The organism is Curtobacterium sp. DN_7.5, from assembly GCF_022655355.1.
GTDB lineage: Bacteria > Actinomycetota > Actinomycetes > Actinomycetales > Microbacteriaceae > Curtobacterium > Curtobacterium luteum.
On sequence record NZ_CP093378.1, the window covers coordinates 2,071,701 to 2,087,045 of the forward strand.

Consider the following 15,345-nt stretch of genomic DNA (forward strand, 5'->3'; position numbering starts at 1 on the left):
CGGCGGCCTGTGGACTGATCCGGAATCCCACAGGGTGGCGGCGAGTTGTCCCCCGCAACGACGACGAAAGGTGTCCCCATGTCGATGACCGTCCTGCTCGAGGTCCAGCTCCGCGACGACCTGCCCGCCGGTACCGTCGAGGCGGCGATCCGGGAGACGCTCGCACAGACGCGCGCGTTCGACGGGAACGAGTCGCTCGAGGTGATCGTGGAGGACACCGACCCGCAGCACGTCGTCGTCGTGGAGCGCTGGGCGAGCACGGCTCACCACCAGGCCTACGTCGCGTGGCGCGGGACGCCGGAGGGAGCCGCGAAGGCGCTCGCGGCGGTCATCGCTGGACCGCCGGTCACGCGGACGTTCGACCGCACGATCAGCCTCGGCTGACACCGACGCCGACACCGACACGCGTCCCGCACCGTGGGCGTCTCAGCCGCGCTTCCGGCGGTACCGGACGTGCGTGGTGAGGCGGGAGTGCAGCACCTCGACCGGTTCGAACCCGAAAGTCTGCGACCCGTCGAAGATCCGTTCACCGCTCCCGAGCAGGACGGGGGCGATGTCGAGGGTGAGCTCGTCGACCACGTCCGCTGCGAGGGCCTGGCGGACGGCGGACGCTCCCCCGGCGATGTCGACCCCGGCTCCGTCGGCCGCGTCGAGCGCCCGCGCGTAGGCGGCGTCGAAGCCGTCGGTCACGAAGTGGAAGACCGTACCGCCGTGCAGCTCGATCGGCGGGTGCTCGTGGTGGGTGAGCACGAAGACCGGCGCGTGGTACGGCGGTTCCGGTCCCCACCAGCCGTCCCACGGTTCGTCCCAGGCACCGCGGACCGGGCCGAACATGTTGCGCCCCATCACGTACGCGCCCCGCGGCCGCATCAGCCACCGGGCGGCGGTCCGGTCCGCGTCACCGACCTCGACGCCGGGCATGTGCCAGGTGTGCAGCTCCCCACCCCGGACGCCGAGCGGATGGTCACGACCCTGGTCCGGACCGGCGACGAAGCCGTCGAGCGACATCGACATGTGGCAGGTGGTGTCCCCGGTGCTCACGTCCGCCGCCATGGGGTCCTCCTCGTCCTCGTGGTGGCACGATCATGGCAGATCGAGCGCTTCCGGGATGGGACGATTGCTCCATGACCGCCACCCTCGTCGCCAAGGACCTCGCCGGCGGGTACGCCGCCCGGACGCTGTTCGAGGGGGTCGACCTCACCGTGGCGCCCGGCGACGTGATCGGCGTCGTCGGGGTGAACGGTGCCGGGAAGTCGACGCTGCTCCGACTGCTGGCCGGCGTCGACGAACCCCTCGCGGGGACGGTGTCCACCGCGCCCGCGGACTCGTTCGTCGGATGGCTGCCGCAGGAGCACGACCGGATCCAGGGCGAGACGGTCGCGGCGTACGTCGCGCGGCGGACGGGCTGCACCGCAGCGACGGTCGCCATGGACACCGCGGCCGAGGCCCTCGGTGCTCCGGACGCGGGTGACGCCGCGGCGGACGCGTACTCCGTCGCACTCGAACGCTGGCTGGCGTCCGGGGCCGCGGACCTCGAGGAGCGACTCCCCGCGGTGCTCGCCGAACTGGGACTCGAACGCGCGGACGGCGCACTCGGCGTCGGTCCGGAGTCGCTCATGACCGCGCTGTCCGGCGGGCAGGCGGCGCGGGTGGGCCTCGCGGCGCTGCTGCTCTCGCGGTTCGACGTCGTGCTGCTCGACGAACCCACGAACGACCTCGACCTCGACGGTCTCGCCCGACTGGAGCAGTTCGTGCAGGGTCTGCGCGGCGGCGCCGTCCTCGTCAGCCACGACCGCGAGTTCCTCGCCCGGTCCGTCACCGCGGTCCTCGAACTCGACCTGGCGCAGTCCTCGAACCGGCTCTTCGGCGGCGGCTACGACTCGTACCTCGAAGAACGCGCGATCGCCCGGCAGCACAAGCGCGACGCGTACGACGAGTACGCCGCGACCAAGGCGGACCTCGTCTCCCGTGCCCGGACCCAGCGGGAGTGGTCGAGCCAGGGCGTCCGCAACGCGATGCGGAAGAACCCCGACAACGACAAGATCCGGCGCCGCGCGGCGAGCGAGTCGAGTGAGAAGCAGGCGCAGAAGGTCCGGCAGATGGAGTCGCGGATCGCGCGGCTCGAAGAGGTCGAGGAGCCGCGCAAGGAGTGGCGGCTCGAGTTCACCATCGGCCAGGCACCTCGGTCGTCGGCCGTCGTGGCGACCCTCGCGGACGCCACCTTCACGCAGGGCGGGTTCACCCTCGGGCCGGTGTCGCTGCAGGTCGACGGCGGGGACCGGATCGGCATCACCGGCCCGAACGGCGCCGGCAAGTCGACGCTGCTCCGCGCCCTGCTCGGTCGACAGGCACCGACGACCGGCTCGGCGTCACTCGGGTCGAGCGTCGCGATCGGGGAGGTCGACCAAGCACGCGCGGCGTTCTCGGGGCCCGAACCGCTCGCCGCGGCCTTCGAGGCGCTCGTGCCGGAGTACGCCACCGCAGACGTCCGTACCTTGCTCGCGAAGTTCGGCCTCAAGGCGGACCACGTCGGACGGGCCTCGGCCGACCTGTCGCCGGGCGAGCGCACCCGTGCGGGCCTGGCGCTCCTGCAGGCCCGCGGCGTCAACGTCCTCGTGCTCGACGAGCCGACGAACCACCTCGACCTCGCCGCGATCGAGCAGCTCGAGCAGGCGCTCGACTCGTACGACGGCACGCTGCTGCTCGTGACCCACGACCGGCGGATGCTCGAGACCGTCCGGCTCGACCGCCACTGGCACGTGGAGGACGGGCGCGTCACCGAGCGCTGAACACCCGAGCGTCGTCCGCGGCGGACGGGAAGGTCAGGCCGTCGGGACGCGTGGGCTCCGCCGTCGGGCTCGGCACCGCGCACCCACGAGCCGAGGACCGGTCGGACCCCGACGGACCCGCCCTGCACCGTCGCGGGGCTCGAGCGGGCGAACGCGACCCCGGTGTCGAGGTCCGGCGCCTCGGTCACCCCGGTGCCGTCGCGCGCACCGGCGCCGGCCGCACCCGGAGCCGGTCCGTCGCGCCCGCGCCGAGGCCGGACACGGATCCATCCCCGCGCCGACGGGACGGGCACGACCGAGCGCAGGGTGCTGGCCTGGGTGGCAACACGTGGCAACGCGGGGCGACCCCTTGCACCGCGGCAGCGACATCGCGATCATGTTGACGTTGCCATCGGGGGCAACGATGACAGGAGGGGGCGGATCGATGGGGATTCGCAACACCGGGCCCGGTTCGACGGGCAGCACCAAGCGAGAACTGACGACGCGAGCGGCACTCGCCGCGATCGGCGTGGCCGTGACGGCAGCCCTCGGCGTCGCCGGTCTGACGGCCGCGCCGGCCACAGCGGCCCAAGCGGCGTCGAGGTCGATCGCACCAGCGGCATCGACGTCGCCGGTGCGCTCCACGGACGGCGCGTTCCACCCGGGCGAGCCGTGGCTCGACGACCAGGGGCAGCCGATCCAGGGGCACGGCGGCCAGGTCGTCACCGCTGAGGACGCGTCCGGGAGGACGATCTACTACTGGTACGGCGAGGACCGGGTCAACGGCTACAGCGACACCCGCGGCGTGCACGTGTACTCGTCGTACGACCTCAACGACTGGAAGGACGACGGGCTGGCGCTCCGCACCATGACGAGCCGTTCGGACTTCGACGCCCCGTACTTCTCGGCGCTCTACGGCGGCTACTACCAGACCCAGCGGGACGCCGTGTACCGCGACCTCGGGGTCACGGCTCCGAGTTCGACCCGTCCGGGTGCGATCCTCGAGCGACCGAAGGTGATCCACAACGCACGGACCGGACAGTGGGTCATGTGGGTCCACGCCGACGGCCCCACTGCGACCTCGGACGCGCAGTACGCGAAGGCACAGGCGGGCGTGGCCGTCTCCGACTCCCCGACGGGGCCGTTCCGGTACGTCGACTCGTACCGCCTCGACCACGTGGCCGCCGACGACCCGACGAACCACCAGCCGGACTCCCCGGGCATGGCGCGGGACATGAACCTCTTCGTCGACGATGACGGCACCGCCTACATCGTGTACGCGAGCGAGGAGAACCTGACGCTGTACATCTCGAAGCTCGACGACGACTACACCGGCCTGTCCACGGACCCCGCGGAAGCGGTCGAGGGCGTCGACTTCCGTCGCCCGCAGCCGTGGATCGGCGGGCAGCGCGAAGCGCCCGCCATCACCAAGGTCGGCGGTACGTACTACCTCGTGACGTCCGGCGCGACCGGATGGGCACCGAACGCCGCCGCCTACGCCACCGCGACGAACATCCTCGGGACGTGGACCGCGCACGGCAACCCGGCAACCGGAACCGATGCGGGCACCACCTGCGACTCGCAGAGCACGTCCCTGCTGAACCTCGGCGACGGTCGCGTCGTGTACCTCGGAGACCGGTGGAACAACGCCGAGGACCTCCGCACCGCTCCGTCCGTGTGGTTGCCCGTGACCTTCGGCGAGGGCGGCTCGATGTCGTTCTCGTGCGACACCGGCACCTGGAGCCTCACCGACCTGCACCCCTACTCCCCCTGGACGGTCACGACCACCGTGCCCGGTCAGGTCTCGCTCGGCGACACCGGCGCGCTCCCGAAGCGGGTCAGCGTCCGAGAGGGCGCCACCGGCACGACCCACCGCGTCACCTGGACGACCGCGCCGCTCCGGACCGCCGGCGAGCAGACCGTGACCGGCACGCTCGACGACGGACGGACGTTCACGCGGCTGGTGACGGTGCTGCCGAAGCGCCTGGTGTACTTCATCGACGCGGGTGGCCAGGCAACGGCGGACCACACCGCCGACCTCGCGTTCCTGCAGCGTCGCGGCGACCGGCTGCGCAACTCGGTGGCCGACCAGCGTTTCGGCGCCGATCCGAAGCACGGGACGCACTGGGGGTACTTCGGCACCACGGGCGGGACCAGCGGCACGTCGGGCGGTTCGATCACGAGCACCGTGCGCTGGCAGGCTGACGCGACCGACCTCGAGTACGCCCTCGGTGGCCTCGGGAAGGGGCGCTACCGGGTCGACGTGGGGTTCTGGGACCCGTGGACGAAGAGCGCTCCGGGTCGTGCTGCGGCCGTGCACGTCAACGGGACCTCCGTCGCGACCCACCAGCCGATCGACGGCACCTTCCGCACCCTGACGTCGACCACGCGCGTCGGCAAGGACGGCATCGTCGACCTCCGGATCTCACCCGCGACGAAGTACGGCATCCAGGTGAGCTGGGTCATGGTCTCGAAGGCCTGAACACCCGACCACGGCGCGCCCCTCCCTGATCCGCAGGGGCGTGCCGTGGGATCGGCGCACCGGGGAGTCAGCGCACCGCGAGCCCGAGCCGCTCGACCACCTCGTCGGCCTCCTCGTCCGGGGTGCGGTCCGCCGCCACGGTGATGTGCGCCTCATCCGGGCCGGGGACCTCCAGCGTCGCGAGCTGCGAGGCGAGGAGGGACGTCGGCATGAAGTGCCCGGTCCGCTGCGCCATCCGGCCGCCGATCAGGTCCGCGCTCCCCGCGACGTGCACGAACACCACACCCGGCGCGCGGAGCACGTCTCGGTAGGAGCGCTTCAGCGCCGAGCAGGTCACGACGCCGGGCGTCCCGGACCCGAGGTGCTCCCGGACCCAGCCGCCGACGACCTCGAGCCACGGCCAGCGGTCCTCGTCGGTGAGCGGTGTCCCCGCGTGCATCTTGTCGACGTTCGCCTGCGGGTGCATCGCGTCGCCCTCGGCGAAGTCCCACCCGAGCCGCTCCGCCACGGTCGCGGCGACGGTGGACTTCCCGGAGCCCGAGACGCCCATGACGACCAACACGCGGGCGTCGAGCACACCCTCGGAGCCGGCCCCGGTCACAGGAACACCCCCGCGAGCAGGACCCCGAGCAGGCCGAACACCGAGATGAGGCACTCGAGCACCGTCCAGGTCTTGAACGTCTGTCCCACGGTCGTGCCGAGGTAGCCCTTCACGAGCCAGAACCCGGCGTCGTTCACGTGCGAGAGGAAGACCGAGCCGGCACCGATCGCCAGCACGAGCAGCGAGGTCATCGGCTGCGACAGGTCGTGCGCGATGGGCGCCATGATCCCGGCGGCGGTGACCGTGGCGACGGTCGCCGACCCGGTGGCGACCCGGACGAGTGCCGACACCACCCAGGCGACGAGCAGCACCGAGATCCCGGAGTCCTTCACGGCGTCGGCGATCACCCCGCCGATCCCGGTGTCGATGAGCACCTGCTTGAACCCGCCGCCGGCGCCGACGATGAGCAGCACGCCGGCGACCGGCGGGAGGGCGCTCTCGAGCGATCGCGACACGGCCGTCCGGTCCATGCCGCCACCGATCGCGAAGAACACCATCGCGAAGACGGCGGCGATGCCGATGGCGATCATCGGCGTCCCGAGGAAGTCGAGCACGCTGACCCACGACCCGGCGGCGTCGGGCGCGACGGCCTCGCGGATCGCCTGCGCGAGCATGAGGACGACCGGCAGCAGGATGCCGACGAGCGCGGTGGTGAACGACGGGCTGCGCGGTTCGCTGATGACGCGCGTGAAGTCGCTCTTGCCGTGGGGCAGGGACGCGGTGTCCTGCGTGGCGGGGCCGCGCCGCGCCTCCCGTCCGGCCGAGGCGGGGTCGTCGTGACCGCCGGCCGGTCCGCGCGAGCCGAACAGGTCGGGAGCCGGGATGTCGACCCAGCGCGCGGCGAATCGCGCGAAGACCGGACCGGCGAGCACGATCACGGGGATCGCGAGGACGATGCCGAAGGCGAGGGTCGTGCCGAGGTTCGCGCCGACCGTGGAGATCGCGACGAGCGGGCCGGGGTGCGGCGGGACGAACGCGTGCATGGTGGAGAGGCCGACGAGCGCCGGCACCGCGATCTTCATGATCGGGACGTCGCTCCGCTTCGCCACGAGGACGATGATCGGGATGAGGAGGACGAGGCCGACCTCGAAGAACATCGGCAACCCGATGAGCGCTCCGATCAGCGCCATCGTCCACGGCAGCGCGGCCTTCGACGAGCGGCGGACGAGGGTGTCGACGACGCGGTCGGCCGCCCCCGAGTCGACGAGCAGCTTGCCGAACATCGACCCGAGACCGACGAGGATGCCGACGCTCGTCATCGTGGCGCCGAACCCGTTGCCGAAGCTCGTGACGGCCTTGTCCGGTGCGAGGCCGGCACCGATGCCGACACCGAGCGCGCCGATCGTCAGCGCGATGAACGGGTGGACCTTGAGCCACGTGATCAAGGCGATGATGACGACGATGCCGATCAGCGCGGCGACGATCAGTTGCACGACCGGCCCGGACGGGTCGACGGTCGGCGCTGCACCCCCCTCTGCTGCGAGGACGGTCGTGTGGGCGGTGGCCGCCGTGAGCGCGTGAGGCATCTGCGCCCCTTCCTGGAGTCGCATCCGCGGGACTCCGTCGCTTCGTGTCCTGATCCGAGCGCGCGTCGACGCGCTTCTGAATAATCTGATTAATCAGACTATACGATGATCCGCAGCGCGGCACCCGCCCTCCGCCGCAGTCTGCCGCTTCGATGGACCAGACGTCACGACCCCGCGTGACGCGTACTGCACGGAGGAACGATGTCGACCGGCCGCGGACTGCACGGAGGAACGATGTCGACCGGCCGCGGACTGCACGGAGGAACGATGTCGACCGCCCGCGGACTGCACGCCCGGGTGCTCGACACGCTCGGGCAGCGCATCGTCGACGGGGACCTCGCCCAGGGGACGGTGATCCGGCCCGAGCTCGTCGCGGAGGAGTTCGCAGTCTCGCGCTCGGTCGTCCGCGAGGCGCTCCGGGTCCTCCAGTCGCTCGGCCTCGTCGAGCCCCGGCAACGGGTCGGCACGCAGGTCCTCGGCATCGGGTCGTGGGAGCTGCTCGCGCCGACGGTCATCCGGTGGCGTGGGGCGTCCCCCGCGTACTTCGTGCAGCAGCGGGAACTCCTCGAGCTCCGGCTCGGGGTCGAGCCCGTCGCAGCGTCGCTCGCCGCCAGTGCGGTGTCGACCGCCGGTGCCGAGGCCGTCACGGCAGCAGCGGAGGACATGCTCGCCGCGTGCGACCGTGACGACAGCCGGACCTACCTCGAGGCCGACGTGCGCTTCCACCGGGCACTGCTCGAGGCCTCCGGCAACGCCGTGTTCACCCACTTCGCGGGCACGGTCGAGGCGCTCCTCCGGACCCGGACCTCGGAGTCGCGTGACACGATCACGCGGTGGACCCGGGACGCCGCGGCACGGCACGACGCGGTCGCCCGGGCGCTGATCCGCGGGGACGGGGACGCCGCGGCGGCGGCAGCCGCCGAGCTCGTGCGGGTGACACGGGACGAGTTCATCGCGGAGGCGCCGGCAGGCTGAGGTCGCGACCGGGGCCGGTCACCGGTGGTCGCACGACGTGCCGTCCCTCGGCGCCACCGGCGACACGGTCCGCGACCAGGCCGGGGCGCGTCAGCGCGCGGTGACCCCACCCCGGACGGGAGGCGCGGTGCCGGCCCGCCACGGGCCTCCCGGCCGTGACGTGCGTGCGTGGTGCCCGGTGGTCGCGCGACCTGGCGCGCGAGTGGGGCGTCGGTCGCACGACCTGCCGCGCGAGGGACATGTCGGTCGCAGGACGTGTCGTCGGCGCCGTCGCGCGGCGACGACCTCCGCGACCCGACGAGGGATCAGCGCGAGGCGCGCCCTCGTGCGAAGAGCCGCGGGCCGCGCAGGCGGAGTCGCATCGTCACCGTGCCGAGCCAGCGGTCGTACTTGTAGCCGACCTTGCCCATGCGGCCGACCTCCTCGAAGCCGAGGCGTTCGTGCAGGCGGATCGACGCCTCGGCCTGGCGATCGGCGATCACCGCGACGACCTCCCGGACGCCGGCCGCACGACAGTCGTCGATCAGGGCCTCCATCAGCGCGCGGCCGAGCCCCTTCCCGCCGGCGGCAGCACCGAGGTAGATGCTGTCCTCGACGGTGTGGTTCGACCGGTCTCGCGGGTTCCACGGGTCCACGAGCGCGTACCCGAGCACCTGCCCCGAGGGGTTCTCGGCGACGAGGAACGGCAAGCCGCGCCGGCGGATCTCGTCGTAGCGCTGCTTCCACGCGGCGAACGTGAGTGCCGACGGGTCGAAGGTCACCGAGGAGTTCCGGACGTAGTGCGTGTGGATCTCGCGTACGTCGGGCAGGTCCCGCGGTTCGGCGGCGCGGATCGAGTACGTGAACGCCGCCTCCTGCGGGACGGGCGCGCGCAGGTGTCGCGGCAGGACCCGCCGTCGCTGGTATTCCTCCTCGAGCACGGGTCGAGCCTACGGGGCGACGCACCGGGTGGGCGGGGCACGACGCGCGGTGTGGTCTCGCGTTGAGCGCCCCGAGTCTCGCGCCCGGCGCCGCGAGTCTCGCGCCTGGCGCCGCGAGTCTCGCGCCTGGCGCCGCGAGTTTCGGGCCCGGCGCGGCGAGTCTCGCGCTCAGCGACCGATCTCGTAGTCCGGGCCGCGAGAACCGTCGCTCAGCCCGAGACTCGGTACGAGCGACCGATCTCGTGGTCCGGGACGCGAGAACCGTCGCTCAGCCCGAGACTCGGGCCTGGCGCCGCGAGACTCGGGCCCGGTGCCGCGCGACTCGGGCCCGGCGCCACGAGACTCGGGCCCGGCGCTGCGAGTCTCAGGCCGGCAGGGACCAGTCGACCGGGTCCGCACCCTGCGCCACGAGCAGCTCGTTCACCTGCGAGAACGGCCGGCTGCCGAAGAACCCGCGCCGCGCGCTGAGCGGCGAGGGATGGGCGGACGCGACGACCGGCGTGTCCCCGAGGATCGGCCGCACGGACGCGGCCTGGGCACCCCAGAGCACCGCGACGAGGGGCCGCCCCCGAGCGACGAGCGCCCGGACCGCCTGGTCGGTGACGGCTTCCCACCCCTTGCCGCGGTGACTACCGGCCTCCCCTGCGCGGACCGTCAGCACGCGGTTCAGGAGCAGGACCCCGCGCGACGACCACGCCCGGAGGTCGCCGTGAGCGGGCGGCTCGACCCCGAGGTCCGCACGGAGCTCCGTGTAGATGTTCGCGAGGCTGCGCGGGACGGGACGGACCCCGGGGTCGACTGCGAAGGACAGCCCGATCGGGTGCCCGGGCGTCGGGTAGGGGTCCTGCCCGAGCACGAGCACGCGGACCTCGTCGAACGGATCGCGGAAGGCCCGCAGCACGTCGGCGCCCGCGGGCAGGTACGGCCGACCGTCGGCGACCTCGGCGCGCAGCCAGGCACCCATCCGGTGCACGTCGTCCTCGACGGGCGCCAGGGCGGTGGCCCACCCGGGGTCGACGAGCTCCGCGAGGGGCTTCGGTTCCACGACGACTAGGCGCCCATGGTGGCGACTGACACGGACTCCTCGCCCGCGATCACCCGCCAGACGCTGCCGGTCCCGCGGACCTCGAGCGCGCCCTCGCCGACGACGAGCGTGGTGTCCTCGTCGATCGCCAGCCCGGCCGCGACGAACTCGGCCTCCGCGCTCGCGATGAGGCGGGCGAGGGTGCCGGCCTGCGCGGCGTGCACGTCGACCGTGAGGTCGATGAGCCCGAGGCCCTCACGCAGCTCGACCTCGTCGAGCCCCTCGGAGGCCTCCTCCGGGCAGATCTCGACGCCGCCGATGCGCCACCCGCCGACGAGTGCGCGGTCCGCGGCGATGACGGCACCGGCCGAGTAGCCGAGGTAGGGCAGGCCGTCGCTCACGAGCAGCCGGACCTGGTCCACGATCGGTGCGATCGCGGCGAGGTAGTCGGGCGTCACACCGCCGGCGACGACGAGGGCGTCGACGTCGCTCAGCACGGTGGTGTCGAACGCCGCGCCCGCCGCGACCTCGGTCACGACGGTCTCGGCCAGGCGTGCGCCGCCGAGGGTCTCGGCGATGTCCGCGGTGCTCGACGGCGAGGACCCGTCGGCCCGGGCGACCGAGAGCACGGCGATCCGAGGGGTCGTGCGGCCGACGGCGGCGGCACGCGCGGTGGCCTCGGCGGTGAACGGCGCAGCGACGTCCGCCGCGGCGAGGAGTCCCCCGCCGACGAGGTGGATGCTCACGACTCGGCCGTCACCGGGGCGAGGGCGCTCCACGGGAAGGTGATCCACCCGTCGACCCGGCGCCAGACGTGGTCGGGTTCGAGGACGGTGCCGGGCTTGGAGTACAGGCACGCGCTGCGGACGTCGGCTCCGGCGTTCGCGATGATGTCGACGACGAGACGCAGGGTGCGGCCGGAGTCAGAGACGTCGTCCACGACGAGGACCTTCTTGCCGGCGAGGCTCGGGGCGTCGAGCGCGGGGGCCAGGATCACCGGCTCCTCGAGGCGCTGCTCGACGTCGGTGTAGAACTCGACGTTGATCGAGCCGCACTCCTTGGTGCCGAGCGCGTAGGCCACGGCACCGGCGATGATGAGGCCGCCGCGGGCGACGGCGACGACGACCTCGGGCTCGAACCCGGACGAGAGCACGTCCTTGGCGAGCAGGCGTGCGGCGTCGCCGAACTCCAGCCAGCCGAGCACCTCGGGCCCGCTCGTGACGGTCACGGTCGACGGAGCCTGGGCCACGGGCTCGGGTTCGCTGCTGATCGGCATCCGACCACGGTACCGGCACGGACCCCGCCGCCGCGACCCGCAACCCGACCCCGGGCGCGTGCCCACCGGCAAGGACCCCGCCGCCGCGACCCGCAACCCGACCCCGGGCGCGTGCCCACCGGCAGCACCCCCGCGACCCGAGGCCCGACCCCCGACCCGCTACCCCCGCGGCCGGAGCTCGCCCCGGGCCAGCTTGTGCTGCGCCGACTGCGCGACCGGCCGGACGGTCACGAGGTCGAGGTTCACGTGCCCCGGGAGCTCGACCGCGTGCACGATCGCCTCGGCCACGTCCTCCGCGACGAGCGGCTCGGGCACGTCGTCGTACACCGCAGCCGCCTTCGCCTCGTCGCCGCGGAACCGGGTCAACGCGAACTCGTCGGTCTTCACGAGGCCGGGGGCGATCTCGACGACGCGGATCGGCTCCCCGTTCAGCTCGAGGCGGAGCGCGCCCACGAGCGCGTGCTCGGCGAACTTCGCGGCGTTGTACCCGCCGCCGTTCTCGTAGGCGACGTGGCCCGCCGTCGACGTCACGGTCACGACGTCGGCGTGCCCCGCGGTGCCGGCGGTCGACCGGAGCGCGGGCAGCAGCGCGGCGGTCACCTGCTTGGTGCCGATGACGTTCACCTCGAACATCGCACGCCAGTCGTCGACGTCGGACTCCTCGACCGAGGCGGACCCGAGCGCTCCGCCGGCGTTGTTCACGAGGACATCGAGTGCGCCGGTCTCCGCCACGCGTGCGGCGAGCGCCGCGACGTCGGCCGGGTCCGTGACGTCGACGACGAGGTAGGTCGCGCCGGTCTCCGCGGCGAGCGCCTGCAGCTTCGCCTCGCGTCGGGCGACGGCCAGGACGTCCCACCCTCGGGAGCGGAAGAGCCGGACGGTCGCGGCCCCGATGCCCGAGCTGGCTCCGGTGACGACTGCGCGACGAGATGCCATGGGTGTTCCTCCGAACGCCTGGGTGTGGGACACGGGTGTGGGAGACAACCGTACCGATCACCGCGCCCCGTCAGCCGGTAGCGTGGCGGGCCATGACGAGAGAAGCCGCTCCCGTGGCCCCGACGCAGGGCCTGGAGCCCGGACGGTCGGTGCAGCGCATCCCGATGTGGGACACCGCACGCTTCCTCGCAGTCACGCTCGTCGTCATCGGCCACGCGATCCAGCGGCAGACGGGTGCGAGCGAGCACGCGTTGGCGCTCTACACGTTCATCTACGCGTTCCACATGCCGGCGTTCGGCGTGATCAGCGGCTACTTCTCCTCGGCGGCGACGCCCACCGCGGACCGGATGAAGCGGACGATCACGGACATCGTCGTGCCGTACATCATCATGCAGACGATCTGGACGGTGGTGCAGGCCGTCGTCGAGGGCGGCAAGCAGTTCAACCCGACGCAGCCCACGTGGACGCTCTGGTTCCTGCTCGCGCTCGGGATCTTCCGGCTGATCCTGCCGTACCTGGCGCAGCTGCGGTGGCCGCTGTTCTGGGCCGTGGTGTTCAGCATCGGTGTGGGGTACTTCGACAACGTGGACTCGACGCTGTCGCTGTCCCGCGCGATCAGCCTGCTGCCGTTCTTCCTCGTCGGCTGGCAGGTGAAGCAGTGGGGGGTGTTCGACCGCTGGTACGACGCTCCCCGACGGACCGTGGTCCGGGTGCGGATCGTCGCGGCGGCGGTGTTCGCGGCGTGGGCGGTGTCGTGTGCGGTCTGGATCCCGCAGTTCAAGGAGTTCGACCTGCACCACTGGTTCTTCTACGACGACTCGTACTCAGGTCTCGGGGAGGACGCCTGGTGGGCCGGGGCGGTCCGCCTGGGCCTGATGCTCCTCGCGGCGGTGCTCACGGCGTCGTTCCTGCTGCTCGTCCCGCGGCGTCGCGTCTGGATCACCCGGTTCGGCGCGGCGACGATGTACGTGTACCTGCTCCACACGTTCGTCCTCTACCCGATCCGCGAGTCCGGCGTCCTCGCCGGGGAGCACTCGGCGTGGCCCTACGTGCTCCTCATGGTCGTGCTCGCCTGCGCCGTCAGCCTCTTCCTGGCGCAGCCGTTCGTCCGTCGCGGGATGCGGTGGCTGCTGGAGCCGAAGGTGGACTGGTTGTTCCGGAAGGAACCCGTCGCGTAGACGATCGCACGGTGCGAGCCCGCCCGCGGACGGTGGGAGGTTCCGCACTCGGTGCGGGGTCCGCGGGGTGCCACCGTGCGTGGAACCTCGCACCGAGGGTCGCGAGTCGCGGCGCGCTGCCTCGCCGCCGCCACCCAGCCTGGAGGCGCGGCTCGCCGCCGCCACGTCCGTTACGTCGTGAGGCGGGCACGCTGGTGCCCGCCCGGCCACCTGCGTACCGTGACGTGCGACGCAGCGTTGCCCGGGCCTCCCGGCCGGTGCGCCGCCCGTCCCGACCACCGCACCCGACAGGAGCACCGATGAGCACGAACGACGCCGCCGCCTGGCGGTTCGAGACGACCCAGGTCCACGCCGGCGCACAGCCGGACCCGACCACGGGTGCCCGCGCGACGCCGATCTACAAGACGACCTCGTACGTGTTCGAGAACTCGGACCACGCCCGCGACCTGTTCGCGCTGGCGCAGCCGGGCAACATCTACTCCCGGATCATGAACCCGACGAACGACGTCGTGGAGCAGCGGATCGCCGCGCTCGAGGGCGGGTCCGGCGCGCTGCTGGTGTCGTCGGGGCAGGCGGCCGAGACGTACGCGGTGCTCAACATCGCGGGTGCGGGCGACCACATCGTGTCGTCGTCGTCGATCTACGGCGGCACGTACAACCTCTTCAAGTACACGCTGGCGAAGCTCGGCATCGAGACGACCTTCGTCGAGGACCAGGACGACCCCGAGGAGTGGCGTCGCGCGGTCCGGCCGAACACGAAGCTGTTCTTCGCGGAGACCATCGGCAACCCGAAGATCAACGTCCTCGACATCGCGACGGTCGCCGGGGTCGCGCACGACGCCGGCGTCCCGCTCATCGTCGACAACACGATCGCGACGCCGTACCTCATCCGTCCGTTCGAGCACGGCGCCGATGTCGTCGTGCACTCGGCCACGAAGTTCCTCGGCGGCCACGGCACCGTCATCGGCGGGGTCATCGTCGACGGCGGGACGTTCGCCTGGTCGGAGCACCCCGAGAAGTTCCCGGAGTTCAGCACGCCGGACCCCTCCTACCACGGCGCGGTGTTCTCGCAGGCGGTCGGCGACCAGCTGGCGTACATCATCAAGGCGCGGGTGCAGCTGCTGCGCGACCTCGGGGCGTCGAACTCGCCGGACACGGCGTTCGCGCTCCTCCAGGGCATCGAGACGCTGAGCCTGCGGATCGAGCGGCACGTGTCGAACGCGCAGGAGATCGCCGAGTGGCTCGACCGGCACCCGGACGTGGCCTCGGTCTCGTACGCGGGCCTGCCCACCTCCCCCTGGTACGCCGCGGCGACGAAGTACGCGCCGAAGGGCGTCGGGGCCGTGCTGTCGTTCGAGCTGAAGGGCGGCGTGGACGCGGGCAAGGCGTTCGTCGACAACCTGCAGCTGTTCTCGCACCTGGCCAACATCGGTGACGTGCGCTCGCTCGTGATCCACCCGGCGTCGACCACGCACTCACAGCTCACGCCCGAGCAGCAGCTGACGACCGGGGTCACGCCGGGGCTCGTCCGCCTGTCGGTCGGGATCGAGAACATCGAGGACCTCCGGGCCGACCTCGAGGCCGGGCTCGCCGCGGCCCGGGCGGAGTCGGAGCGCCTGCGCGCCTAGTATGTCAGTATTGTGCATGCTACGATGGTGG

Annotated in this window: 14 protein-coding genes; 6 read left to right on the forward strand and 8 right to left on the reverse strand. The window is 72.4% G+C overall.

What is annotated here, in order from left to right; translation table 11 throughout:
- The first annotated feature begins 78 nt into the window (after positions 1–78).
- Positions 79–384 carry a putative quinol monooxygenase gene (locus MON03_RS09595; RefSeq protein WP_242088180.1) on the forward strand — a complete coding sequence of 102 codons (306 nt, stop codon included), beginning with the start codon at positions 79–81 and terminating at the stop codon, positions 382–384.
- 42 nt (positions 385–426) lie between these two features.
- Here the strand turns inward: MON03_RS09595 and MON03_RS09600 are convergent, their stop codons facing one another.
- Complete coding sequence (locus MON03_RS09600) at positions 427–1,053, reverse strand: dihydrofolate reductase family protein (protein WP_242088181.1); 627 nt, start codon at positions 1,051–1,053, stop codon at positions 427–429.
- Between the two features lie 71 nt (positions 1,054–1,124).
- Between MON03_RS09600 and MON03_RS09605 the strand changes: the two genes are divergently transcribed.
- Positions 1,125–2,789, forward strand: a complete 1,665-nt coding sequence (locus MON03_RS09605) for an ABC-F family ATP-binding cassette domain-containing protein (protein WP_242088183.1) — start codon at positions 1,125–1,127, stop codon at positions 2,787–2,789.
- Positions 2,790–3,213: 424 nt separating this feature from the next.
- Positions 3,214–5,250: a glycoside hydrolase family 43 protein gene (locus MON03_RS09610; RefSeq protein WP_242088184.1), complete on the forward strand. Its 2,037-nt coding sequence runs from the start codon at positions 3,214–3,216 to the stop codon at positions 5,248–5,250.
- A gap of 67 nt (positions 5,251–5,317) precedes the next feature.
- Here the strand turns inward: MON03_RS09610 and MON03_RS09615 are convergent, their stop codons facing one another.
- Both MON03_RS09615 and MON03_RS09620 read right to left on the reverse strand, forming a co-directional pair.
- Positions 5,318–5,800, reverse strand: coding sequence for a gluconokinase (locus MON03_RS09615; RefSeq protein ID WP_083881886.1), 483 nt, complete (start codon positions 5,798–5,800; stop codon positions 5,318–5,320).
- 47 nt (positions 5,801–5,847) lie between these two features.
- A complete protein-coding gene (locus MON03_RS09620) occupies positions 5,848–7,377 on the reverse strand; it encodes a GntP family permease (protein ID WP_229727779.1) in 1,530 nt (509 codons plus the stop codon).
- Positions 7,378–7,644: 267 nt separating this feature from the next.
- Here MON03_RS09620 and MON03_RS09625 point away from each other — a divergent pair, with 267 nt between their 5' ends.
- Positions 7,645–8,352 carry a FadR/GntR family transcriptional regulator gene (locus MON03_RS09625; protein WP_242088185.1) on the forward strand — a complete coding sequence of 236 codons (708 nt, stop codon included), beginning with the start codon at positions 7,645–7,647 and terminating at the stop codon, positions 8,350–8,352.
- Positions 8,353–8,657: 305 nt separating this feature from the next.
- On the opposite strand, the gene MON03_RS09630 is transcribed toward MON03_RS09625, so the two are convergent.
- From MON03_RS09630 to MON03_RS09650, 5 genes are all read right to left on the reverse strand, one after another.
- On the reverse strand, positions 8,658–9,272 hold the full coding sequence (locus MON03_RS09630) for a GNAT family N-acetyltransferase (RefSeq protein WP_242088186.1): 615 nt from the start codon (positions 9,270–9,272) through the stop codon (positions 8,658–8,660).
- 364 nt (positions 9,273–9,636) lie between these two features.
- A complete protein-coding gene (locus MON03_RS09635; protein ID WP_242088187.1) occupies positions 9,637–10,317 on the reverse strand; it encodes a uracil-DNA glycosylase in 681 nt (226 codons plus the stop codon).
- 5 nt (positions 10,318–10,322) lie between these two features.
- Positions 10,323–11,042: a Type 1 glutamine amidotransferase-like domain-containing protein gene (locus MON03_RS09640; protein WP_242088188.1), complete on the reverse strand. Its 720-nt coding sequence runs from the start codon at positions 11,040–11,042 to the stop codon at positions 10,323–10,325.
- Complete coding sequence (locus MON03_RS09645) at positions 11,039–11,572, reverse strand: phosphoribosyltransferase (protein ID WP_242088189.1); 534 nt, start codon at positions 11,570–11,572, stop codon at positions 11,039–11,041. The genes MON03_RS09640 and MON03_RS09645 overlap by 4 nt, the downstream gene beginning before the upstream one ends.
- Positions 11,573–11,731: 159 nt before the next feature.
- Entirely contained in the window at positions 11,732–12,508 is a 777-nt protein-coding gene (locus MON03_RS09650; protein WP_242088190.1) for an SDR family oxidoreductase, read from the reverse strand.
- 92 nt (positions 12,509–12,600) lie between these two features.
- Between MON03_RS09650 and MON03_RS09655 the strand changes: the two genes are divergently transcribed.
- Both MON03_RS09655 and MON03_RS09660 read left to right on the forward strand, forming a co-directional pair.
- Positions 12,601–13,686, forward strand: coding sequence for an acyltransferase family protein (locus tag MON03_RS09655; RefSeq protein ID WP_242088191.1), 1,086 nt, complete (start codon positions 12,601–12,603; stop codon positions 13,684–13,686).
- Positions 13,687–13,985: 299 nt separating this feature from the next.
- Positions 13,986–15,314 carry a bifunctional o-acetylhomoserine/o-acetylserine sulfhydrylase gene (locus tag MON03_RS09660; protein WP_175329080.1) on the forward strand — a complete coding sequence of 443 codons (1,329 nt, stop codon included), beginning with the start codon at positions 13,986–13,988 and terminating at the stop codon, positions 15,312–15,314.
- The last annotated feature ends 31 nt before the right edge of the window (positions 15,315–15,345 follow it).